General features: G+C 39.1%; 16 protein-coding genes and 1 other RNA gene. 16 read left to right on the plus strand and 1 reads right to left on the minus strand.

All coding sequences use genetic code 11. The features are described from left to right. The first annotated feature begins 9 nt into the window (after positions 1–9). The 16 genes from F0Q01_RS13010 (at position 10) to F0Q01_RS13085 (ending at position 21,316) form a co-directional block, all read left to right on the plus strand. A complete protein-coding gene (locus F0Q01_RS13010; RefSeq protein WP_090154969.1) occupies positions 10–1,674 on the plus strand; it encodes a nucleoside kinase in 1,665 nt (554 codons plus the stop codon). Positions 1,675–1,697: 23 nt separating this feature from the next. Beyond that, an RNA gene (gene rnpB / locus F0Q01_RS13015) (RNase P RNA component class A) lies at positions 1,698–2,072 on the plus strand. Positions 2,073–2,431: 359 nt separating this feature from the next. Next, positions 2,432–2,965, plus strand: a complete 534-nt coding sequence (locus F0Q01_RS13020; RefSeq protein WP_090154971.1) for a CarD family transcriptional regulator — start codon at positions 2,432–2,434, stop codon at positions 2,963–2,965. A gap of 3 nt (positions 2,966–2,968) precedes the next feature. Next, entirely contained in the window at positions 2,969–3,505 is a 537-nt protein-coding gene (locus F0Q01_RS13025; RefSeq protein ID WP_090154973.1) for a phosphatase PAP2 family protein, read from the plus strand. A gap of 61 nt (positions 3,506–3,566) precedes the next feature. Further along, entirely contained in the window at positions 3,567–3,827 is a 261-nt protein-coding gene (locus tag F0Q01_RS13030) for a hypothetical protein (RefSeq protein ID WP_090154975.1), read from the plus strand. 45 nt (positions 3,828–3,872) lie between these two features. After that, positions 3,873–5,117 carry a 6-phosphofructokinase gene (locus F0Q01_RS13035; RefSeq protein WP_090489235.1) on the plus strand — a complete coding sequence of 415 codons (1,245 nt, stop codon included), beginning with the start codon at positions 3,873–3,875 and terminating at the stop codon, positions 5,115–5,117. A gap of 26 nt (positions 5,118–5,143) precedes the next feature. Further along, the gene (locus F0Q01_RS13040; protein WP_090489237.1) at positions 5,144–6,691 is read left to right on the plus strand and encodes an amidohydrolase; all 1,548 of its coding nucleotides are present in this window, start codon (positions 5,144–5,146) and stop codon (positions 6,689–6,691) included. Positions 6,692–6,803: 112 nt separating this feature from the next. Then, positions 6,804–10,241, plus strand: a complete 3,438-nt coding sequence (locus F0Q01_RS13045; protein WP_090489239.1) for a PD-(D/E)XK nuclease family protein — start codon at positions 6,804–6,806, stop codon at positions 10,239–10,241. Positions 10,242–10,243: 2 nt separating this feature from the next. Next, positions 10,244–13,840: a helicase-exonuclease AddAB subunit AddA gene (gene addA / locus F0Q01_RS13050; protein ID WP_090489240.1), complete on the plus strand. Its 3,597-nt coding sequence runs from the start codon at positions 10,244–10,246 to the stop codon at positions 13,838–13,840. Between the two features lie 2 nt (positions 13,841–13,842). After that, positions 13,843–14,097, plus strand: a complete 255-nt coding sequence (locus F0Q01_RS13055) for a glyoxalase (RefSeq protein WP_090154985.1) — start codon at positions 13,843–13,845, stop codon at positions 14,095–14,097. A gap of 2 nt (positions 14,098–14,099) precedes the next feature. Beyond that, positions 14,100–15,092, plus strand: a complete 993-nt coding sequence (locus tag F0Q01_RS13060) for a peptidylprolyl isomerase (RefSeq protein WP_090154987.1) — start codon at positions 14,100–14,102, stop codon at positions 15,090–15,092. Positions 15,093–15,257: 165 nt separating this feature from the next. Beyond that, positions 15,258–15,680, plus strand: a complete 423-nt coding sequence (locus F0Q01_RS13065; protein WP_090154989.1) for a DUF6465 family protein — start codon at positions 15,258–15,260, stop codon at positions 15,678–15,680. Positions 15,681–15,852: 172 nt separating this feature from the next. Continuing rightward, positions 15,853–16,254: a PaaI family thioesterase gene (locus F0Q01_RS13070; protein WP_090489242.1), complete on the plus strand. Its 402-nt coding sequence runs from the start codon at positions 15,853–15,855 to the stop codon at positions 16,252–16,254. 26 nt (positions 16,255–16,280) lie between these two features. After that, positions 16,281–17,423: a hypothetical protein gene (locus F0Q01_RS13075; RefSeq protein ID WP_090489244.1), complete on the plus strand. Its 1,143-nt coding sequence runs from the start codon at positions 16,281–16,283 to the stop codon at positions 17,421–17,423. Between the two features lie 203 nt (positions 17,424–17,626). Beyond that, positions 17,627–19,708, plus strand: a complete 2,082-nt coding sequence (gene htpG, locus F0Q01_RS13080) for a molecular chaperone HtpG (RefSeq protein ID WP_090489246.1) — start codon at positions 17,627–17,629, stop codon at positions 19,706–19,708. A gap of 225 nt (positions 19,709–19,933) precedes the next feature. Further along, complete coding sequence (locus F0Q01_RS13085; protein WP_090489248.1) at positions 19,934–21,316, plus strand: alpha-amylase family glycosyl hydrolase; 1,383 nt, start codon at positions 19,934–19,936, stop codon at positions 21,314–21,316. Positions 21,317–21,385: 69 nt separating this feature from the next. Here the strand turns inward: F0Q01_RS13085 and F0Q01_RS13090 are convergent, their stop codons facing one another. Further along, positions 21,386–25,636 carry a 2-hydroxyacyl-CoA dehydratase gene (locus F0Q01_RS13090; protein WP_090489249.1) on the minus strand — a complete coding sequence of 1,417 codons (4,251 nt, stop codon included), beginning with the start codon at positions 25,634–25,636 and terminating at the stop codon, positions 21,386–21,388. Positions 25,637–25,723: the final 87 nt, after the last annotated feature.

Below are 25,723 nucleotides of genomic sequence, written 5' to 3' on the forward strand. Positions count from 1 at the left end.
AGTGGGGCTATGGCAAAAGTAATCATTAACGACAGAGAAGAGACTTATGAGGATGGCATTCGTTTAGTTGATATTGCAGCCATTCATCAGGATGAGTACAAAGACGATATTGTGCTTGCAAAGTACAAAGGCAGTCTTACAGAGCTACACAAAGTGATTAATGGAGTAGGGACTCTAGAGTTTCTTACTACTGCAGACAAGGATGGACGTAGAGCCTACAGGCGAAGTGTGGTTTTCTTGCTTCAGCGTGCTCTTATGGATGTTTACCCATTGCCAGACAATCCATACCTTAGAGTAGAGCATTCTCTTGGACAGGGAGATTTCTGTACAATCGAAGGTGTTGGAGATATTACAGAAGACAAATTACAGGAATTAAAATCTGTTATGCTTGATTTGGTTGAGCAGGATATTCCGTTGAAGAAATACTCCATCAAGACCACTCAGGCTAAGGAGATGTTCCACAGCTTCAACATGAAGGACAAGGAACAGCTTCTGAAATATAGAACAAGTTCTAACATTAACGTTTACGATTTGGATGGATGTATCGACTATTTTTATGGATACATGGTACCATCCACCAAATATCTTAGATATTTTGACTTGCTAAAATTCGAAAATGGATTTATGCTTATGTTCCCGAATGGGGACAAGTTAGTTGGTGACACTAGAAAGGTGGCTGAGTTTACTAACCCAATCAAGCTATTTAGTGTTCAGCAGGCATCTTCTGAGTTCGGTCGCACAATGGGCGTGCCTACAGTTGGTGCTTTAAATGAAGCGATTGCCACTGGCAGAATCAAGGACATCGTATTATCCCAAGAAGCGATAATGGAGCGCAATATAGGCGATTTAGCTCGCACAATTGCATCCAACCACGATGTTAAGTTTGTTATGATGGCAGGTCCTTCCTCATCTGGTAAGACCACATTTTCACACAAGCTTTCAGCTCATTTGAGAGCCTTAGGTTGTGTGCCTCATCCAGTGCCTCTAGATGATTTCTACTTAAATAGAGATCAGATGCCGATAGATGAGTACGGTGAAAAGGATTTTGAGTCCATCGAGGGACTTGATATTTCATATTTCAACGAATGCATGGTAAAGCTTTTAAATGGTGAGCGTGTTCTTTTGCCAAACTTCAATTTTAAAACTGGCAAGAGAGAGTACAATGACCACTATATGCAGCTTGGTCCAAATGATATTCTTGTTATTGAGGGTATCCACGGTCTTAACGACAGAATGAGTGCATCTCTTCCAGCAGAGAGCAAATATAAAATTTACTTATCAGCTTTAACTCAGCTTTCAATAGATGAGCACAACCCGCTTTCTACAGCAGATGGACGTCTTATCCGTAGAATCGTCAGAGATTCTCGTACACGTGCCACATCAGCTGCAGAGACAATAGCAATGTGGGATTCAGTTAGACGTGGTGAGGAAAAATACATTTTCCCATTCCAGGAACATGCCGACTATTTATTTAATACAGCTTTAATTTATGAGATGGCTGTGCTAAAATTATACGTCGATCCACAGCTTTATGCTATTGAACCAGATCATCCGATGTATGCAGAGGCCAAGAGACTCATTAAGCTTTTGGATTACTTCTTACCTATGTCACCGGATGTTATTCCAAACAATTCTCTTGTTAGAGAGTTCATCGGAGGCAGCTGTATCCTATAGCAGCCTCAATTAAAAAGTTAATAAAGGTCCGATGAGTAGTCGCTGCTTTACTGTAATGGTAGAGGAGAGGAAAGTCCGGGCTTCACAGGGCAAGGATGCCAGCTAACGGCTGGTGGAGGTGACTCCAAGGATAGTGCAACAGAGAGATACCGCCAGTTTCACGATTTCCTGCGTTAAGCTTGAAATCGTGAAACTGGTAAGGGTGGAAAGGCGGTGTAAGAGACCACCGTATCGCTGGTAACAGCGATAGCCATGTAAACCCCATCCGAAGCAAGTTCTAAAAAGCGCGTACGCGGCCCGCCAGCGCTAGGTTGAACGCTTGAGACCACTGGCGACAGTGGCCCTAGATAGATGACTACTTTAAAAGACATAACCCGGCTCACAGTCGGGCCTTTCTTATTTTACGAGACATGTTACACTCTCAAGCCTAAGATATTATCTCCGGTGACTAACACGTCACCTGCGATAACACTTAGAGCTTGATAGTTACATGTCTCTTAATTTTTTCTAGCCAGACTGTTAGCGCGATTTTGCGAATGGGTGGCTGAATAGATACTATTCACTGCTAGTATTTTCTGAATATATTGTGATAATTACTAAAGGATGACGAAAAATTGCCTCGACAGTGGGAATTATTTACAAATGTGAAATTTTTGTGTCTTAAATCCTTGAATCGTGCTATAATTATTGTAGTTTATGCGGGAGAATGTAGTTGTGGAGGTACTTTGTTGTTGTGTTTTAAAAGGATGGTGTAATAATGGAATATCACGTAGGCGATTATTTAGTTCATGAGGGAAGTGGAGTATGTCAGATTGAGGATATTGATGACATGGAGCTTATGGGCAAAGGTTCTCGCAAAACTTATTATTGTATGGCCCCTGTATTTAAGGCAGGAGCAAAGGTATTCACACCTACAGTTGGGTCTACTGTTAGACTTCGTCCAGTAGCAGAGGCTGAGACTTTTACTAGAATTCTTGAGAACATCGACGACATTCAGTGTCTGGAGGAGCCTAATGACAGAGCTCTTCAGGAGCGCTTCAAAGAGGTTATGGCGGAGTTTACACCAGAGGCTATGGCATCTGTAGTTAAGACAGTTCTTCTTAGAAAATGGCAGCGTATTCAGTCTGGCAAGAAAGTTATGGCATTAGATGAGAAGACTCTTAATGTTGCAGGAAGAAAGCTTTACGAGGAAATGGCATTTTCTATGGGCAAGGATATTACTTATGCTCAGGATTTGTTTGAGAGTACTCTTAAGGCTCATACAGCTGATTCAGTTTTGATAGGGGCATAATTAATGAATTTTCCTTATACTAGAGTAACTAATAGCATAAAAAATAATAATGGTCTTGTTACAGCTTTAAAAGTGATGGACAAGGCCATTACTTATATTACAATTATATTTTATCTTTATTTCTTATATTTCTGCTACAAATGGATTCCAGGAGATGGCGGAGTGCTTCTTTATAGGAGCATTTTGGTGCCGGGAGTTTCTTTTGTAGCTGTTTCTCTTTTCAGAAAGGCAATCAGCGCACCTAGACCTTATGAGGTCTTTGGTTTTGTTCCAGCTTTAGATAAAGACACTGTTGGCAAGAGCTTTCCTAGCCGACATGTGTTTTCTATATTTATGATTTCTATGACATTTCTTCAGTCATCAGTTCTTATGGCTGTTGTAATTTCTGTGCTTGGAATCTGCCTTGCTATCATTAGGGTAGTGGGCGGCGTTCATTTTATTAAGGACGTTGTGGCAGGTGCAAGTATCGCAATTATTATTTCCATCATTTGTTATGGTATTTTGGGTGGCGTTTTTGGACTTCTTATGCTACCATTTTAATTAAGTATAAGTAAATATTGGAGATAGTTCTTCTAAATAAGAGGGAACAGGAGAATTACTAATGAAAAAGAACGTAAAAAGGGCGCTAGCTGTTTTCTTCAGCGTTCTTGGTACAGTACTTGGCATATACATTGGTGGATACTGGTTATTTGTTCGTCCGGTATACTGGCTGGTTACCAGTTTTACTGGCGGTACTCTTACAGCGGGGATTCTACTTATCAATGTCATCAAGATTTTTGTCGCATCCACAGTTGGAGGAGCAATATGGATTATTTGCGACATTATTGCAAGCTACTTTAGGGACTTGCCTACCGATGACTAGATAGAGAATTAATAAACAAAAGTATTTATTGGGAGGTAAGATGTAATGACAGGGAACGTAATTGTGGGACAATCAGGCGGACCGACCGCCGCAATTAACTCTTCATTAGCGGGAGTTATCAGAACAGCTAAGGACCGTGGTGCTAAAAAAGTATTCGGTATGCTCCACGGCATCAAAGGATTAATGGATGAACAGTACATTGATCTTTCCGATTACATCAAAAATGATTTGGATGTTGAGCTTCTAAAGCGTACACCAGCGGCATATTTGGGGTCATGCCGTTTCAAGTTACCAGAGATTCACGAGGATATGAAAACTTACGAGAAGATTTTTGAAATCCTCAATAAGCTAGAAATCGAAGCGCTTATATACATTGGTGGAAATGATTCCATGGACACCATTAAAAAGCTTTCTGATTATGCTATTCTTACAGGATCAGATATCAGATTCGTGGGATGTCCTAAGACAATCGATAACGATCTGGCTCTTACTGATCACACACCTGGATATGGTAGTGCAGCTAAATACATCGGTACTTCTGTAAAAGAAATCATCAGAGATAGCTATTGCCTTGAGTATGGCAAGGGTCTTGTTACTATTGTAGAGATAATGGGACGTAATGCAGGCTGGCTTACTGGCGCATCTATCCTTGCAAAAGGAGAGGATTGCGAGGGCCCTGATTTGATTTACTTACCAGAGGTAGCTTTTGATATTGAGAAATTTAAGCAGAGAGTTGAAAAGCTATTGAAGACCCAGTCTTCTGTAGTTATCTGTATTTCAGAGGGTATCCACACTAAGGACGGCAAGTACGTCTGTGAGCTTGGCAACAATGTTGAGTTCGTTGATGCATTTAACCACAAGCAGCTTACTGGTACAGCAGCATATCTTTGCAATTACATAGGCGCAGAGCTTGGCTGCAAGACTAGAGCCATCGAGCTTTCTACTTTACAGAGAGCTGGTTCACATCTTGCATCTCGAGTTGATATCTTAGAGGCATATCAGGTAGGTGGTGCAGCTGTCCTTGCCGCTGATGAGGGCGATACTGGCAAGATGGTTACACTTATCCGTCATTCTGATGACCCATATCAGTGTGGTACTGAGGTCAAGGATGTACATAAGATAGCAAACGATGAAAAGCTTGTTCCACGTAATTGGATTACACATGATGGAACTTATGTTACAGAGGCTTTCATCACATATGTAAGACCATTGATTCAAGGCGATGTATCACCAATCATGGTTGATGGTATACCAAGACATATATATAGACCAACTAAGAAATCTAATTAATAGTTTTATTTTGGGAGGGGTTATAAATGCAGGTATTTCATGGAACAATTCTCACTTGTGACGAGAAAAATACTGTAGCGAACTATCTGGTAGAACGAGAAGGCAGAATTGCCTATATCGGAGAGACGCTACCTACACAGTACGAGGTTGTACCACCAATTGAATTGGGAAATAATGTTATGATACCAGCTTTTGTTGATACTCATTTGCATTATTCAGGTTTTTCCGTTTTGCATAGGATGTTTCCAATTAGTGATACAGATTCCAATGCAAATATTTTGGAGCAGTTAAAAGAATACTCTGCAAATACCCGAGAAAATATAGTAGTTGGATTTGGCGCTACTGAGTATGCGGTTACCGAGGGACATCTTATCCTTAAGGAGCAGCTTGATTTGGCTTGCAACGACAAGCCTGCATTCATTATCAAGCACGATGCCCACTCAGGTGTTGCTAACACTTTGTTTTTAAATGCCATTCAATCTAAAATAGCTAATTTAAGAGGATATAATCCAGATACTGGCGAATTGAGACAGGAGGCCTTTATGGCAGCTTGTGAGTTCATTACTCACGGTCTTTCTACCAAAAAGGTCATAGACTCTATGGTGGAGACAGCTGACTTCCTTGCTAGCAAGGGTATAGGACTTATTTGCTCAGCCAGTGGACTTGGCTTTATCAGGGACTACGATTTTGATATGGAGCGATCTGTTGCCAAGGGACTTGATAATGGCATGCAGATACGTGCAGCATACCAGACAGCCAACATGGATAAGATTGCCAAAAAGGACATGACTCGAGTTGTGTTTGCCAATTTGGACGGCACTTTCTCAAATATGGATGCAGCCCTAATCGACAATTATGAGACTATTAATAATAAGGGATTATCTTATTTCCAAGATGTAGATGTTCAGAAATTTTGTATAAATGCTAACAGAGCTGGCTACCAGATTGCACTGCATGCTGTTGGTGATGCTGCCTTCGAGCAGGCTGTCAATGCCATCGCAATGGCTTTGGAGGATTATCCTAGATATGATCATCGCCATGTGATACTTCATGGTAGTTTACCTACTGAGCAGGCACTAAAGACCTGTGCAAAATACAAGATAATGATATCTATGAAGCCTTCCATGTTATCTCATACTGACGGAGCGGAGGAGTTCCTTGAGAGCATGATAGGCAAGGAGCGACTTTCTAGAATTAATCCTCTTAGAACTATTGAGGATTTAGGCATAAAAGTGTGCTTTAATTCAGATGCACCAGCATCAGATCCAGACCCAATTCTTTGGATACATGATGCATGCAACAACAAAAATAAATCTCAGTCAGTTACTGTATATGAGGCACTTAGAATGGCCACATATAACGGAGCATTTTCTCTTTTCGATGAAAAGGAGAGGGGTTCTCTAGAAATGGGTAAGAGCTGCGATTTAACTATTCTTGATGCTAATCCATTTGATGTACCTGTGGATGAGATTAAGAATATCAACGTGGTAGATATGTATCTTAAGGGCAAGCCATATCAGCGTTCGAGAATGGGCTCTATGGCCACTATGTTAAGAGGTATGTTCCCACAATAATATGATTTGTATTTATGAGGCGCCCCTTTTATATTGAAGGAGCGCCTTTATTTCTTAATTAGGAAATAACAGGAGTTTTGCAAAGCAAAACTCCATTTTATAGGAGAATAATATGTCACTTTCCCTTATTATTGGAAATTCCGGCAGTGGAAAATCTACAAGCATCTATACTCGAATCATCAAAGAGTCTATGGAACACAAGGACAAAAATTTCCTGGTGATTGTACCAGAACAATACACCATGTCTACCCAGAGACTTCTAGTTTCAATGCATCCTAATAAATGTATTATGAATATTGATGTGCTTTCATTTAACCGACTGGCATATCGTGTTTTTGAGGAGCTTGGGGCGGCTGTTCATGCGGTTTTGGATGATACAGGCAAATCCCTTGTAATTAGAAAGCTTGTTGAAAATCATTTAAATGACCTTAGTGTTTTGAAAAATAACATTACCAGAGTCAGTTATATCACTCAGGTTAAATCATTGATTTCAGAGATGACTCAATACAACATTACGCCAGAAAAGCTAAAGGCAATGATTGATTCTCCTACAATGTCAGAGAGCTTTAAAAGAAAGGCTACGGATTTATCTGTATTATATAGCGCTTTTCTTGATTTTATAGATGGCAAATACGTCACCACAGAGTCAATTCTATCCACTTTAAATTCTATGATAGATGACTCTGATATAGTCTGCGATTCCACTGTGGTGTTAGATGGATTTACTGGATTTACTCCAATTCAGTATCAGCTGGTGGAGCATATGCTTAAGATCTGCTCGGAGGTGGCAGTTACTATTACAGCAGATGAGAGTACACCTCTCTTTGAAGATTTGGCTGATGATGAATTGTTTTCTATGTCATCAGAATTTGTTCGTAAGCTAAGTACCATTTCAAAAAGAGCTGGCGTAGAAATTAATGAACCATGTTACATTTCAGAGGATAATGGCTGGCTTAGCACCAATCCTGTCCTTAGTCACCTGGAGAATAATATTTTTAGAAACAAGACGAAGGTCTATGAGGGGGATGTAAATGACGCTATTAATCTTGTTAGTCTAAAAAACGCCAGAGAAGAATTAGAATTTGTTGCGATTAATATCAGCAGACTTGTAAGAGCAGGGATGCATTACAAGGATATAGCTGTTGTGGCTCCTGATTTGGAGCAGTATAGATATCTTGTTTCAGGGATTTGGTCAGATTACAATATCCCTTACTTTATTGATGCCAAAACTGAGATTTTGTTCCATCCAATGTCAGAAATGGTAGATTCTCTTTTTGACATAATCAGCAGAAATTTCAGATGCGAAGATGTATTTAGATTTTTAAGAACTGGCCTAACAGATTTATCATTCCAGGAGATTGATTATCTGGAAAACTACATTATTGCAACTGGCATTCGTGGAAAAAATAAATATTTTCACCCATTTGCAATTAGATCCAATTCATATAAAGAAGATGAGGATTTACTAAAAGTAAATGAAATTCGAGAAAAGTTTATAAAACCTTTTGTAGATTTTGAAGGGGCTGTGGGAAAAGAGGCAACTGTCCAGGATATAGCAAAGGCCCTATATAGATTTTTCCTTGCCTATGATGTGGAAAAAAAGATAAATGCCAGAGGCAAACTATACGAGGAAACTGATGCTGTCAAATCAAAAGAGTACAGCCAGATTTATCCTGTAATCATTGATATATTAGACAAAATGGTCTCTATATTAGGTGATGATGTAATGGACATGGAAGAGTTCCATGACATCTATGAGGCTGGCCTTTCTGCAGCATCTATAGGCGTTATACCTCCAGCTGCCGACAGTGTTATTTTGGGTGATATAGAAAGAACCAGATTATCAAATATCAAGGTGCTATTTTGCCTGGGAGCATCTGATGATTCCATTCCTAAAAAGGTGGAGAATGGCGGTATCCTTTCTCAGCTAGAGAGAGAGCAGCTACTTGATTTAGGATTTGAACTTGCGCCTTCTGATAGGCAAAAGTCATTTAGACAGCGATTCTATCTTTATTTGATGCTTACAAAGCCAAATGAAAAGCTTTTCCTTACTATGCCTCGAGTAGATGGTGCAGGCAAGGGCGTTAATCCATCATATCTAGTGGATGTGATTACCAAACTTTTCCCTGCAGTAAGCCTTAGGGAAGTAGAGGACTTTGACATTGCGGATAGGACTCTTGCGAAAAAAAGTAGCCTTAAGCTTTTGATAGAGCTTATCAATCGTATCAGCACATACGGAATTGAGAGTCTAGACGATAGAGAAAAAGAAGTATTTGTTTACTTAATCGACTGGGCGAAAAATGAGGAGTCTGTTGATTTTGATACATGCCTAAAAGCAGCCTTTTATGAGCATTCACCTGAAAAGGTAGATGAGGATATAATGCTGGCAGTCAACGAGGCATTTAATGAGGACGAGACAGTTTCTGGCTCTGTATCAAAATTTGAAGAATACAATGAATGCGGCTACAAATATTTTCTCACCTATGTTTTGAACCTTAAGGAAAGAGAAGAATTTGAGCTATCTAGTATTGACATGGGTAACTTTTACCATGAGGCTATTGAGCGCTATTCTGATAGCCTAAAGGCGGATGGTAAGAGCTTTAAGTCTGTTTCAAAAGAAGAGCGAGAAGCTTATATTGACATGGCTATAAATCAGACATTTGAAGCTATGGCAAAGGTAAACACTCTTGAGGATTCTACCCAGCGATACATAGTAGAATCTATGAAGGACACCTTAAGATATACGGTGGAGGTCATCACTACACAGATAAAAAGAGGAGAGTTTGAGCCAGCATTTTTTGAGGAGCCAATTCAAACATCTATTACAGATGATGTAAGTGGAGAGACTATCGCCAATTTAAAAGGCAAGGTAGACAGAATTGATATAGCAGGTGATGAGGATAAGGCGGTTAGAATTATTGACTATAAGTCTAGCGGCCACAAGTTGGATTTGAACGAATGCTACTATGGACTTTCTATGCAGCTGCCTATCTATATGGGAGTTGTTCTTGAAAAGTTAAAGGAGCGTTATCCAGATTCCAAGCTGCACTCATCAGCTATGCTTTACTATGAGATGGCCAACAAATATTTAGAGTCATCTAAAAATGCTTCCACTAGAGAAGAGGATAGACTTAAGCTTAGTAAGATGGAAGGACTTTTATCCTCTGATAAGGATGATTTGTATGCCAATGATTCTACTGTTGGTACGCTAGAGGGACAGACAGATAAGTCGTCCATTGTTCCTTATGCAATTAAAAAGGATGGTGATCTTGCTAAGACCACTAATGCCGTTAGTCGAGAGGATATGGAGACTGTTATTAAATACGGAGCATATACAGCCCAGCAGGCGGCTAAAGATATAATCGCCGGTAAATTTGATTGCACACCCGCTAGACTAGGGTCAATAGATGCATGTCGTTTCTGTAGATATAGGAGCGTCTGCCATTTCAATGAAAATGAGCAGGGATATGAAGTTAGAACTTTTGCAAAGCTAGAGGATAGAGACGAAGTCATTAGACTAATGAAGGAAAAGATGGAAGAAGGAGAGTAAAAGTGGCGTTAACTGAAGAACAGATTAAAGTTCGTGATACAAGAAAAAAGAATATGTTAGTAAGCGCTGCTGCTGGAAGTGGAAAGACATTTGTGCTGGTAGAGCGCATTATCTCAGAGATACTTGATGAGAAAAATGGCATTGATGTAGACCGTATTCTTGTGGTTACATTTACTACAGCCGCTGCTGCTGAAATGAAGGACAGGATTCGGGTGGCCATTGACAAGGCTGTGGCTGAAAAGGCAGACAATGGCAGGATTCGCTCTCAGGCAACACTTATTCACAATGCCCAGATTCGTACTATAGATAGCTTCTGTAACTGGGTGGTTAAGAATTATTTCTACGAGATAAATATGGATCCATCTTTCAGAGTCGGGACCGCAGGAGAGCTTAAGATGCTTTCTGATGAGGTGTTTTCTGAGTTGCTTTCAAAGCGACTTCAGGAAAATGAAGCTGACTTTAGACTGTTAGCTGATGCCTATATAGTAGGGCGCAATGTAGACACTCTAAAAAATATGATTTTTGAGCTTCATGCAAAGGCTACTAGTTTTGCATGGGTGGATGAATGGTACGATAATGCGCTTCGTATATACGATATTGATTCTATAGAAGCTCTTCAGGAATCTGACTTTATGAAGGCTTTACTTGACTACACTAATATGAGCTTGGATTCTATCATCGGAAGAATCAAAAGATTTTTAAGCTTATATACAGTGGACTGTGACTCGAAGGACAAGACCATTTTTTCAAATGAACTATCATACTTTACTGCTATTTATGACGCAGCTACCTACGAAGAAAAGAGAGTTTTATTTGATGGATTTGATCCAGAAAGATGGTCTAGCAAAAACACATCTCTTAATGAATATGAAGCACAGCAGGCAAAAGATTTTAGAGATTCATATAGAAAGTTGATTGAAAGCTTGAAGGCAGATTTTTTCAATTTGTCTGTTGAAGAGCTATTTGACAGCCTAATATTTGTGAAAAGACAGGCAGTAGCTCTCATAGATTTTGCCAGAGATTATTCAGATTCTTTGATGGCAGAAAAAAGAAAAAAGAATATTTTTGATTTCAATGACGTGGAGCATATGGCCCTTGAGATTCTTAGAAATAAGGAATCAAAAGACCATGAAAAGCGCCCAGTAGCACTAGAGCTTTGCCATCATTTCAAGGAAGTAATGGTAGATGAGTATCAGGACTCCAATGAATTGCAGGAGCAGATTCTTACTGCTGTTTCTTCTGACAATAATTATTTTACTGTTGGTGATGTCAAGCAGTCTATCTATGCATTTAGACAGGCTAGTCCACAGCTTTTTATAGATAAATTAAGCACCTATCCTCAGGATGATTCATCTGATTCAGTTCGAATTGATTTGGACAGTAATTTTAGAAGTAGAGGTGAGGTTTTACATTTTTGTAATCAGGTGTTTAGACCACTTATGCAACCTGATATGGGTGGTGTTATTTATGATGAAAAAGCCGCCCTTAAAGTTGGTGATGATACTTTCAAAGGGGACTCAAAAACATATGAGCCAGAGATTATTATAGCCACACAGAATTCTGAAGACATGGCTAGCATGGACATCGATAATGCAGATGAGCTAGAAGCTAGAGTGGTTGCCTCTCGAATTAAAAGACTTATAGCTGAAGGATTTCAGGTAAGTGACAAGGGAGCAGATGGCCGTACATTGCGTCCAATGAAACTATCGGATGTGGTTATTTTGATGCGTGCTACAACAGGCCACGCAGACAAATATATTAGTGTATTAAAAGACAGTGGAATTCCAGCATATGTTGCAGAAGAAAAAGGATTCTTTGAGCGAGAGGAGATAGAGACAGTTTTATCTATGCTTAAAATCATTGACAATCCATTTGATGATATTCCTCTTGCGGCAGTTTTGCATTCTCCTATGTTTGGATTTTCATCAAACAGATTGGCGCAGATTAGAGCTACAGATGGCAAGTCTCCTCTATATACATGCCTAAAAGAATTTTGTGAGAAACATTCTGCAGATGATGTGAGATATTTCCTTGATTCTCTTGAAAAGCATAGAAATGCAGCTGTGGATACACCTATTCATAAGATGATAGAAAGAGTCCTTGCGGATACAGGCTATGGTTTGTATGTCAGTGCACTACCTCTTGGCAAGATGGCTAGAGCAAATCTTGATAAGCTTATAGACGAGGCGGTAGCATTCGAGAGTACCAGCTTTAAGGGGCTGTCTAGATTTGTTAGCTATATAGAAGGGCTCAAGAGCTATGATGAGGATTTGGGAGTAGCCAAAACTGTAGGCGAAAATGACAATGCAGTCCGTATTATGACTATTCATAAGAGTAAGGGCCTTGAGTTCCCAGTTTGCTTTGTTTCTGGAATGGGAAGAGGATTCAAGGATGAGTCTGGCACATTTGCTTATGATAATTCCTTGGGACTTGCTCTTAATTATAGAGACCCAAAGGAACGCATTACTTTTAAAACCAGCTTTTACAATCTGATAAAGAAAAAAGTTAGTGCAAGCAGCAAGGGTGAGCTTTTGAGAATATTATATGTAGCCCTTACTCGTCCGGTGGACAAGCTTATAATTACTGCATCCATCAAGCCTACTTCAAAAAAGAGTGTGCCTGATATTATAGCTGACTATACAGCAAATGATACAATCCTTGATTACTATACAAAGGAAAAGGCTCAGTCATCAATTGAGCTTATTATTAGAGCGCTGAATGCCTCGGCAGCAGACTACAATAGAACAATTGTAGATTGCAGTCAGCTGTTTGTGCAGGAGGTTGAAAAATCTCTTGTGAAGGAACAGGCTCGCAGATTAATTGAAGAAATAAAATCCAAAAATTTAGAAGAGGATAATCCTATCGTAAATACGGTTTCGTTTGATTACGAAGGAAGTGCCGATAGCAAATACAAGAACAAATACTCCGTTTCAGAGATTAAACATCAGGCTATGGAGATGGCTTTTGAATTTAATGCAGATGCAGCTCCTGCATTTATACATACTGAAGATGAAGCGTATGTGCCACAGTTTATGATGAAGGAACTTACAGATACTTCTATTGATGCAGGGGACAAGGTTCCGGCAGGTGCCCTTTATGGTACAGCTATGCACAGATTTATGGAGTGCTTTGATTTTGCTAGAGAAGATTTTGCATTCTCATTTAAAGAGCAGTTATCATACATGACAAATGTTCATAGTCTGTCTGAGGATGAGCAAAAAAGAATTAATTATAAAAAGCTACAGGGATTTTTAAATGATGACATTGCAAATAGGATGAGTAAAGCTGCATTAAATGGCAAGCTCTATAAGGAAAAGCCTTTTGTGTACGGAAGCAACGGCAAGGAGCTATTTGGAGATGAATCATCAACAGATGAAATGCTTTTAGTGCAGGGTATCATCGACGTATTTTTCGAAGAAGATGACGGAATAGTACTTCTTGATTATAAGACTGATAGAGTGGACGAGGATAGTCAATTAGTGCTAAGATATGAAAAGCAATTGCAGCTATATAAGGCTGCCATTGAAAAAGCATATAATATACCAGTGAAGGAAGTGTTGTTATATTCCTTTGCATTGGAGAAAACGATAGGAGTTTAGTTATGTACGACAAGAAGACAGTGGAAGCATTTCTCAAAAATCAGCTTCAGCTTTTTCCTGAGACAGTAGTTGATACAGAAGAGGAGGCTGCAGAGTTTTTAGAGGATGTATGTGCAGTTGTTTGCAAAAATAAAAAAGAGGTTATTGAGTATCTTGAAGATGAGATGGATGTTACAGGGATGACAGAGGATGAAATTCTTTCATCTGAAGAAGTTTTTGCCATCGGCGATGGTAGATATCTCATCGTAGAGGGTTAGTTATGAAATTTATAAAAAGAATTACCGCATTCGTATTTACGATATGTCTTGCTGTTAGTTTTTCCGGATGCGCATATAAGGACACTACAATTTATTTTGATACATCAAGTGGACGCAGTACTGTGTTTAAAATTGGAGATATGAAGTGCTCTAAAAAGGAGGCTCTTGTATATCTTTTAAATGAAAAAAACATCTATGGTTCAGTTGATGGGGTCAATCTTTGGACTGAGGATTTTGATACTGAGACTATGACAGACTCTATCAAGGATTTGACTTTGGAGCATCTCACAAAGGTTTACGTTCTTAATCTTTATGCCCAGGAACATGAGATAGTACTTACTGATGATGAGAACAAGGCTTGTGAAGATGCAGCAGCTGAGTATTATGACTCCCTTTCTCGTGCAGAAAAATCATTTACTGGAGCCAAGAAAAAAGATATCAAAAATATGTATATACGATATGCTCTGGCAACAAAAGTTTACAACGAATTGATGGATTCTGTTGATGAGGAAGTATCGGAAGATGAAGCTCGTGTTATGGAAGCTTTTGTACTTTTTGTTTCCGATGAGTCAAAGGCGAAAGAAATCCAGGGCATGATAGATTACGGATATACCTTTGAACGTCTAGCATCAACTTACACTGAGCTTGATACATATCAGGTTACATTTGCAAGAGGCGAGTATCCTGAAGAAGTAGACAAGGTAGTTTTTAATCTTGATACAGAAGAAGTATCTGGCGCAATTGCTGCTGATAATGGCTTCTATTTCTTCCAGTGTTTGGATAAATACAATGAAGAATTATCAGAAGAAAATAAAGAAGTAATCATCGAAAAAAGAAGACAAAAAGTATTGGATGATATTGTTTCTGATCTAGAAGAAAAATATTTTTCTGACATGAATACAAAATTATGGGATGGTATTTCTTTCCCAGAAGATGCATCGGAATTAACCAGTGGAGCCTTCTTTGAAACACTAAATAAATATCTGAAAAATTAACCTAATTTAATATTATTTTTACAATAAACCATTAATATATCCTACAAATATTAGTTAATTGGTAGAAAATTACCACAATAGACTAGAAATAGTCGAACTAAATGACTATAATAAGTTTTGTACAAAATTATTTATTTTGTTTCAAAAAATAGGAGGGTATTAGAAATGGTTACTAGTGCAAAAATTACAGTTGACGACGTTAAGAAGTCAGCTGCTTCTGCAGCATCAGCAGTTAAGTCTGCAGCAGCAGAGGTTAAGAAGGAAGCTGCAACAGCTAAAAAGGCTGCTACAAAGACAGCGGCAAAAGCTAAGGCTACAGCTACAAAGAAAGCTACAGCAGCTAAGAAAACTGTTAAGAAAGCTACAGCTAAAAAAACTACAGCTAAAAAGAAAGTAGCTACTACAGCAGTTGTTCAGTATCAGGGACTTGAGTTCTCTGAGGCAGAGTGCTTAAAGAAAGCACAGTCAGCCTTCAAGAAGGATTATAAGGGAAAGACTCTTGAAGAGCTTAACATTTACATCAAGCCAGAGGAGCGCAAGATTTATTATGTAGCTAACAAAGATTGCGTTGGATCTGCAGATCTTTAAAATTTATTTAGGGTATTAATTTTAAATGTCGTAGCGCAGAGCTATACCGTATATGCGGTATAGCTCTTTTTTTCTTAATAGGAACTTTGTAATATCCTATTAATGAAAAATAATTCACTTCCTTGTAGAATCGTTTATAATAAAAAGAGATTTTTAATTGGAAGGATTTTTTATGAGTAAGGAATTATTAGAAAAGCTTCGCCGTTCTTATGAGGCTAATGAGTTTGTTAAGTACAATCACATCGTGATTGATGATATAGAAGTATCAGGAGCTACAGCTCATATAGATATTGTGCCTGAGACATTAAATGTTTTGGGAATAGCTCACGGTGGTGCACATTTTTCTCTGGCAGATACCTGTGCTGGTTATTCATCAAGGGCAGATGGAAGAGAGTATGTTACTCAGCAATCCAACTTTTATTTTCTTAAAGGTGCAAAATCAGGTAGAATTACTGCAAAGGGAAATGTCATAAAAAGAACTAGAAAGTTTTGCGTCGTAGATGTGGATGTGACTGATGATAGTGGTGAGCTAGTTAGTCGCGGTACATTTAATTATTACTGTGTTTCTGAGTAAAATATTATATAGAAAAGGAGAGTTAGATGAGTAGAAAAATTTTAGGTATTCTTTTAGCATGTGCTTTAGTTCTTGCAGGATGTGGTAATACAAATCCTACTGGGGATTCATCTCAGCCTAGTGAGAGCCAATCTGGTGAGTCTCAGTCCGATGGGGCAAAGCCAGAGGATGCGACAGGTGATGTAGTAGAGTATTCAAATGACCTGTTTAAAATCACGTTGCCAACTGAACTAGCAGACCTTGCAGAGGTAGAGACAGATTCTGACAAGATGTACATTTATTATAAAGAGGCAAAAGATGCTGGATTTTCCGGATTAGCATTTATGGTATGGGCTGCTGGTAGTCCTAGCGATTATGCAGGTGGGCCATATGAAAAAGTGGGCGAACTATCTAGCGAAAATGGCGATATATACAATGTTGTAAAGGGCTATGCCACAGAGGTTCAGTGGGATTATAATGAGCCTGATATGCCAGAGGGCTTTGCTAAGCTCTACGATGCTGCAGATTCAGTAGTAGAATCCTTAGAAGGAATTAATGGATATACATATACCTATGAAGCTGGTACAAAAGGTGAGGACTTATACAACACAGTATTATCTGAGTATGTAAAAGCAGTTAATGACAAATGGGATGCTACAAAGCTTGAAGAAAAAAAAATGAGTCCTGAATTCGCATATGCGATACATGAAATGGACAATCCACTTGAGCATATCGGATATGCGTATAAAGACATTAATATAGATGGTGTGGATGAGCTTTTTGTAGGCATAATCTATGACGATGATGAATTGCCGGGAGCAATCTATGATATCTATACAATCGTAGACAATAAACCTGCTCTTGTAGTTAGCGGCACAGCTAGAAATAGATATTACAATTTTGATAATCATTTTATTTCTAATGTATGGTCAGGTGGCGCTGGTTTATATGGTATAGGCATATACAATCTAGAGTCCAATTCAACTGAAATGATTTATCAATTTGGATATAAGTGTGATTACTATGAAAATGAGGATGGCGTATGGTATAAAACATACGACGGTGAGGAGTATGAGGCTGCGACAGATGAAGAGATAGAAGCAGCAGAAAAATTGGAAGAGAAAAATGTAATGTTTGATTACACTCCTCTTGCAGATAATGAGGATGCCATCGAGGCAGCAAATTTATAATAAAAATAATCGTTGTTAGCACTCTTGTTAAAAGAGTGCTAATTTTTTATTGACTTCTTATTTTTGCAGTATTATCATATATTTCAGTGAGAATAAAAGCTGTAGATAACAAGCTCTAATAATTCTTAAGCCAATCATTTTAGGCGAGCGGAGAAATATTAGGATTGTCAGCATAACAGCTAATATCAAAGGAGTGACATATAATGGGAAACAAAAAAGGTAGTTTATCTATTACAAGCGAAAATATTTTTCCAGTGATTAAGAAATGGTTATACTCTGATCACGACATTTTCTATAGAGAGCTTATCTCCAATGGTTGCGATGCTATTACAAAGCTTAAGAAGCTTGATATGATGGGAGAGTATTCACTTCCACTTGACTATAAGGCAAAGATTCAGGTAGTTGTCAGCCCTGAGGATAAGACACTTACATTCATTGATAATGGTCTTGGTATGACAGCTGACGAGGTAGATGAGTACATTAACCAGATTGCATTCTCTGGTGCAACAGACTTCCTTGAGAAGTACAAGGACAAGGCAGACAGCGACCAGATTATTGGTCACTTTGGTCTTGGATTCTACTCAGCATTTATGGTAGCTGACGAGGTTCACATCGATACACTTTCATACAAGGATGGAGCTACAGCAGTTCACTGGGAGTGTGATGGCGGTACAGAGTTCGAGATGAGCGATGGCGAGTGGGACCAGGTTGGTACCAAGATCACATTATTCTTAAATGAGGATTGCCTTGAGTTTGCTAACGAGTACAGAGCTCGTGAGGTTATCACAAAGTACTGCTCATTTATGCCTACTGAGATTTTCCTTTCTAAGAAGGATGCTCCAGAAGAATACGAGACAATCGACGTAGCTGACAAGAGAGACACTGACAAGGTAATCGAGGAGATTCACGAGGAAGCTAAGTTCGAGGAGAAGGAAAATGAAAATGGTGAGAAGGAGCAGGTAGAGGTTTCTCCTGCCAAGGACAAGCTCAAGATTGTTAAGCGTCCAGTTCCTCTCAATGAGACACATCCACTTTGGACTAAGAATCCATCTGAGTGTACAGATGATGATTACAAGGCATTTTACAGAGATGTATTCCATGACTATAAGGAGCCACTTTTCTGGATTCACCTTAACATGGATTATCCATTCAATCTCAAGGGTATCTTATATTTCCCTAAGATTAATACAGAGTATGATTCTATCGAAGGTACAATCAAGCTCTATAACAATCAGGTATTCATCGCTGACAATATCAAGGAAGTTATCCCTGAGTTCTTGATGCTTCTTAAGGGAGTTATCGATTGTCCAGACCTTCCTCTTAACGTATCACGTTCTGCACTTCAGAATGATGGATTCGTTACAAAGATTTCTGAGTACATCACTAAGAAGGTAGCTGACAAGCTTACTGGTATGTGCAAGACTGAGAAAGAGTCATATGAGAAATATTGGGATGACATTGCTCCATTCATCAAGTTTGGTTGCTTAAAGGATACAAAGTTCTGCGATAAGATGAACGATTACATCTTATTCAAGGATATTAATGATAAGTACACTACACTTCCAGAGCTTCTTGTTGAGGAAGAGGAGAAAGCTACTGATGAGAATGGCGAGGCTGTTGATGCAGAGGTTGTGGATGACAACAAGGATGCAGATGCGGCTAATAATGAGCCGGAGGACAAGAGAAAGACAGTTTACTATGTAACTGATGTTGCTCAGCAGGGCCAGTATATTAATATGTTCAAGGAGCAGGGCATGAATGCCGTTATCCTTGACCATGCTATTGATACTTCATTCATCACTCAGCTTGAGCAGCGCAATGAGAACTACAAGTTCTGCCGTATCGATGCTGATGTAACAGATTCTATGGTTGAAGAGACTGCAGAGGATGAACTTAAGTCAGAGACAGAGACTCTTACTGAGGTATTTAGAAAGGCACTTAATAACCAGGGACTTGAGGTCAAGGTAGAAAAGTTCAAAAATAAGGACCTTTCATCTATGATTACTGTTTCAGAAGAGAGCCGCCGTATGCAGGATATGATGAAGATGTATGCTATGGGTGGCATGGATATGAGCATGTTTGGCTCAGCTTCAGAGACACTTGTTTTAAATGCTAACAATGATTTAGTCCAGTACATCCTTAACAATAAGGATGGTGAGAATGTAGATGTATTTGCAGCTCAGCTTTATGATTTAGCAAAGATTGCCAATGCGCCACTTTCTCCAGAGGCAATGACAGAATTTGTTGCTCGTTCTAATAAAATAATGATGTTATTAGCTAAATAATGCATGAAAGCAAACTTGCAACTTTACACAGCGGCAGACGTAATTGTCTGCCGTTGTTTTATTATTTTGTGGATAACTTGATATTGTGCAGAATATTTCCCCTATATGTGTATAAATTGTGAAATAATTGTTGTAAAAGTATGTTTAATGCTATATATTAGAAGTGGTGGTAGTTTCTCAGTGGGGAATTATTGCTAATACGGGGAGACGAAAGTGGGGAAATTTATGGCTGCATCTAGTGCAAAGAAGTGGTGGAAGAACGCTATAATTTACCAAATCTATCCCAGAACCTTCTGCGATAGCAATGGTGATAATATTGGTGATATTCCAGGTATAATTTCAAAATTACATTATCTAAAAGAATTAGGAGTCGATGTAATTGCATTGGGTCCGATTTTTCCAAGCCCACGTCATGACAGTGGTTATGATACATCAGATTTCAGGGCGATTGATCCAGATTTAGGCACAATGGAAGATTTAGAGAGACTGCTTAGCCGTGCTAAGAGAGTCGGAATAAAGGTAATGATGGATATGTGCATTGCCAGCACTTCTGACGAGCATTGGTGGTTCAAGAAGGCTTTAGAAGGCGATGAAAAATATATAAATTATTACTATTTAAGCGCATATAAGAGAAATAATTGGCGAGGTCTTAGGAGTCGCAGTGCATGGAATAAAGCTGAAAATGGTCAGTGGTATCTTAGCATAATGGGAAAGAATCAGCCTGATTTGAATTGGAGCAATCCTGATGTGTATGAAGAAATTGCTGATGCTATGCGATTTTGGCTAGATAAGGGTATTGCAGGCTTTAGGCTTGATACTATGAATATTATCTACAAGAATTCAATGGCTGATGGCGGATTTAATATATTTGTTAAGGGTGGAGAGCACTATCTTTATACCAAGGGCTGTCGAGATATAATTAAGAGATTAAATAAGGATGTTTGGTCAAAATATAAATGTTTTGTTATTGGCGAGGGAACATCTATATTCCCAGATGATTCGAAACACTTCTGTGAGGATGGTCTTGATGCAATATTCTTCTGCGGTCGAATAGACTCAGAAAGCAAAAAGGTTCAAAAGCTTCAGGCTCGTCGAAATAATAGAAAGCTTATTAAGTTAGTAGACAAGGGTCAGCATACTCTTGAGACGCCTATTAATTACGTTGAAACAGGAGATTCTACCAGCTTTGCCAAGTACTTTGGCAATGACAAGGTAAACTGTTTGAATTTCGCTAAGGTATATACAGGAATGCATCTTTCCCTAGTGGGGATTCCGTTTATTAATGATGGCGAATATTGTAGAGACCCAAAGGTGGAAGAAGACCCTACTAGTTTATACACTTTCACATCTAAGATGATTGAATTTAGAAAGAATTCAAAAGCTTTATCCGAAGGAGTATACCATAGAGTTGCTGCACCTTATGATGTTTTGATTTTTACCCGTGAGGCAAAAGAAGAGAGACTCTATGTCTATTGCAATCTTACTCCATCAAGGAGACAGGTAGAATTCTATGGAGATAGAATAGTTTTCAGTACTTATGATTTAGACAGTGCGGAGCCATTCTTCCTAAAGCCTTATGAATTCCGCATAATAGCATCAAATATTTAAACAAAATAAATGCTCTGTTAAGCAACACGCCTAACAGAGCTTATTTTTTACTATGAATTTGATAATCGCCTATGCTTCTTTAAGATTTTTGTTGGCTGTAGAAAGCATAAGCTTGATACGGTTAAGCTGATTTACCTCTGATGCACCTGGATCATAGTCGATTGCTACGATATTAGCATCTGGATGCTCATGGCGGATACGCTTGATTACACCCTTGCCAACAACGTGGTTAGGTAAGCATCCAAATGGCTGGATACATACGATGTTGCTAGCACCATTTTCGATAAGCTCTAGCATCTCGCCTGTAAGGAACCAACCCTCACCAGTCTGGTTACCAATAGATACGATTTCCTTTGCGGCATCTGCAGTATTGGTAATGTAAGCTGGAGCAGTAAATCTCTTTGATTTGTTGAACTCGTCTCTTGCAGCACTTCTAAGCCACTCAAAGAATTTGATTCCCATGTTGCACAAGAACTTAGTTTTCTTGCTTGAACCAAGATTCTCTTCCTTGAAGTTAGCGTTGTAGAAACTGTAAAGAAGGAAGTCTGTTAAATCTGGAACAACAGCCTCAGCACCTTCCTGCTCAAGAAGCTCAGCTAAGTTGTTGTTGGCAGCTGGAAGGAACTTAACAAGAATCTCTCCAACAATACCTACTCTTGGCTTAACAAGGCCCTCGATGATTGGAAGATTATCAAAATCTCTAATCATTTCACGGCAAAGCTTCTTAAACTTTCTATGAGAAAGCATCTTTTTATTAGAAACAAATTCGGTAACTTTCTTTCTCCACTTATCATGAAGCTCATTTGTAGAGCCTGGAACTGCCTCGTATGGACGGATTCTGTATACACATCTAAGGAGGATATCTCCAAAGATTAGAGCATAGAAACCATGCTGTAAAAGGCTAAATGAAAGCTTAAATCCTGGGTTCTTCTCTAAACCGCTAAGGTTGAGAGAGATAACAGGTACATCTGGATATCCTGCCTTGGCAAGTGCACGACGGATGAATCCAATGTAGTTGGAAGCACGACATCCACCACCTGTCTGAGAAATCATAAGAGCAGTGTGCTTCATATCGAACTTGCCTGTATTAATAGCAGCCATAAGCTGACCAATTACCATAAGTGAAGGATAGCAAGCATCGTTGTTAACGTACTTAAGTCCCTCGTCTACACATGTACGTGTAGGAATATTTGGTACCACTAGATTGTAACCGGCAGCGTTAAATGCTGGCTCAATCAAATCAAAGTGGATAGGAGACATCTGTGGACAGAGAATTGTGTATTTCTCCTTCATCTCCTCTGTAAATATAACGCGGTCATAGCTTGCAGGTACGATTTCGCGAGTATCCTTTTTCTTTTTCTTGACGCGAAGTGCAGCAAGAAGAGAACGGATACGGATACGAGCAGCACCTAAGTTGTTAACCTCGTCGATTTTAAGGCAGGTGTAAATCTTGCCTGAGTTTGTAAGAATATCAGCAACCTGATCAGTTGTAACAGCATCAAGTCCGCAACCAAATGAATTGAGCTGGATTAAATCAAGGTTGTCATGCTTTTTAACGTAGTTAGCAGCAGCATACATACGTGAATGGAACATCCACTGATCCATTACGATAAGAGGTCTTTCTACTTCTCCAAGATTTGAGATAGAATCCTCAGTTAAAACTGCAATACCATAGCTATTTATAAGCTCAGGAATACCATGATTGATCTCAGGGTCTACGTGGTATGGACGACCGGCAAGTACAATACCGTGCTTTCCAGTCTCCTCCAGATATTTGAGAACTTCCTGACCCTTAGCATACATATCATTTCTGAAATTCTCCTGCTCTAACCAAGCGGCGTGAGCAGCATTTCTAACCTCAATAGCACCGATATTAAACTCATCAGCAAATACCTTTACAAGCTGATTTGTAAGAATATCCTCACTTGAAAATGCCATAAATGGATTAAGGAAACGAACCTTTCCTGATGTAATCTCATCCACATTGTTTTTAATATTTTCAGCGTATGAAGTAACGATAGGGCAGTTGTAGTGGTTGTTTGAATCAGGAAATTCATTTCTCTCGTATGGAACACATGGGTAGAAAATGAAATCTACATTCCCTTCATTAATAAGCCACTGTACATGACCGTGAGCCATCTTAGCTGGGTAACACTCTGACTCAGATGGGATAGACTCGATTCCAAGCTCATATACCTTGCGGTTAGAACGAGGAGAGAGAACAACTCTGAATCCAAGTTTCTTAAAGAATGTAGCCCAATAAGGATAATTCTCATAGAGATTCAATACTCTAGGGATACCTACAGTACCACGAGTGCATTCCTCTTCTGAAAGTGGCTCGTACTCAAATAATCTATTGTATTTGTAATCGTAAAGATTAGGAATATTCTCTTTGTTTTTAACTCCACCTGCACCCTTTTCACAACGGTTTCCAGTGATGAATGAACGTCCGCCTGAGAATCTGTTAATTGTAAGGAGACAGTGGTTAACACATCCCTGGCAACGAGTGAGCTTAGTATCAAATGTAAGATTGTTAATCTCATCGATTCCAAGTGTTGTAGTTGTAGGATTCTCCTCGTAGCGCTCCTTAGCAATAAGAGCACAACCGAAGGCACCCATGATACCTGCAATATCAGGACGAACTACGTCGACACCTGCTACCTTTTCAAGGGAGCGAAGTACCGCATCATTGTAGAATGTACCACCCTGAACAACGATATTCTTACCAAGCTCTGAAGCATCAGAAAGCTTGATTACCTTAAATAATGCATTTTTAATAACAGAGTAAGCAAGACCAGATGAGATATCAGCAACTGATGCGCCTTCCTTTTGAGCCTGCTTAACTTTTGAATTCATAAATACAGTACAGCGTGTACCAAGATCGATTGGATTAAGTGCAAAAAGCGCTTCTTCTGCAAAATCCTGAACACTAAAATCAAGAGATTTTGCAAATGTCTCGATGAAGGAACCACAACCTGAAGAACATGCTTCGTTAAGCTGTACACTGTCAACTACTCCGTTTTTGATGCGGATACACTTCATATCCTGACCACCGATATCAAGAATACAGTCAACATCTGGATTGAAGAATGCAGCTGCATAGTAGTGGGCAATAGTCTCTACCTCACCGTCATCAAGCTGAAGGGCGGCCTTTAAAAGTGCCTCGCCGTAGCCTGTTGAGCATGAGTGAACGATGTGAGTATCCTCTGGCATAATAGAGTAGATTTCCTTGAGTGCCTTAAGAGATGTGGCAAGTGGACTACCATTATTGCTAGAGTAGAATGAATATAATAGCTTGCCATCGTCACCTACAACTGCAAGTTTTGTAGTTGTAGAACCGGCGTCGATTCCAAGATATACATTACCGTGATAATTAGCTAAGTCACCCTTTTCTACCTGAGCCTTAGCATGTCTATCCTTGAACTGTCTGAAGTCTTCCTCAGACTCGAAAAGTGGCTCAAGTCTGGCAACCTCAAAGTCCATCTTAATACCCTCAGAGAGCTTGTCGATAAGCTGATCCATAGGCATTGTTGATTCTTCTTTTGAATTAAGAGCAGAACCGATTGCAGCGAAAAGATGAGAGTTGTCAAGCAAGATTGCGTGCTCATCATCTAACTTAAGAGTGCGAATGAATGCCTCTCTAAGCTGGTCAAGGAAATGAAGTGGACCACCTAAGAAAGCTACGTGACCTCTGATAGGCTTACCACAGGCAAGACCAGAAATAGTCTGGTTAACAACAGCCTGGAAAATAGAAGCTGAAAGGTCTTCCTTAGAAGCTCCCTCGTTGATAAGTGGCTGAATATCAGTCTTGGCAAATACACCGCAACGAGCAGCGATAGGATAAATAGCCTTGTAGTCCTTGGCATATGTATTAAGACCAGGTGCATCTGTCTGAAGCAAAGAGGCCATCTGATCGATAAATGAACCTGTACCACCTGCACAGATACCATTCATTCTCTGCTCTACATTACCATTTTCAAAATATATAATCTTTGCATCCTCACCACCTAGCTCAATAGCTACATCTGTCTGTGGTGCGTAGAAAGTAAGTGATGTGGAAACTGCTATAACTTCCTGAACAAACTCAACTCCAAGATGCTTAGCAAGTGTAAGACCACCTGAACCGGTAATCATAGGCTTGACATCTATTGTGCCAAGTTTTGATTTTGCCTGTGTCAACAGGTCTGTAAGAGTCTGCTGGATGTTGGCAAAGTGTCTCTGATAATCTGAGAATAAAATTTTGTTGTCATCATCTAAAACAGCTATTTTAACAGTTGTTGATCCGATGTCGATTCCGAGTTTGAATAAATTGTTTTTCATAATTGTGATTATTCTTTCCTTATTAAATACATTTTTCCAACTTTACGTATTATAAATGTACTGTAGGAAAATAACAATAAACAAAAT

This window comes from Pseudobutyrivibrio xylanivorans, from assembly GCF_010906925.1.
In the GTDB taxonomy this organism is placed as follows: domain Bacteria; phylum Bacillota; class Clostridia; order Lachnospirales; family Lachnospiraceae; genus Pseudobutyrivibrio.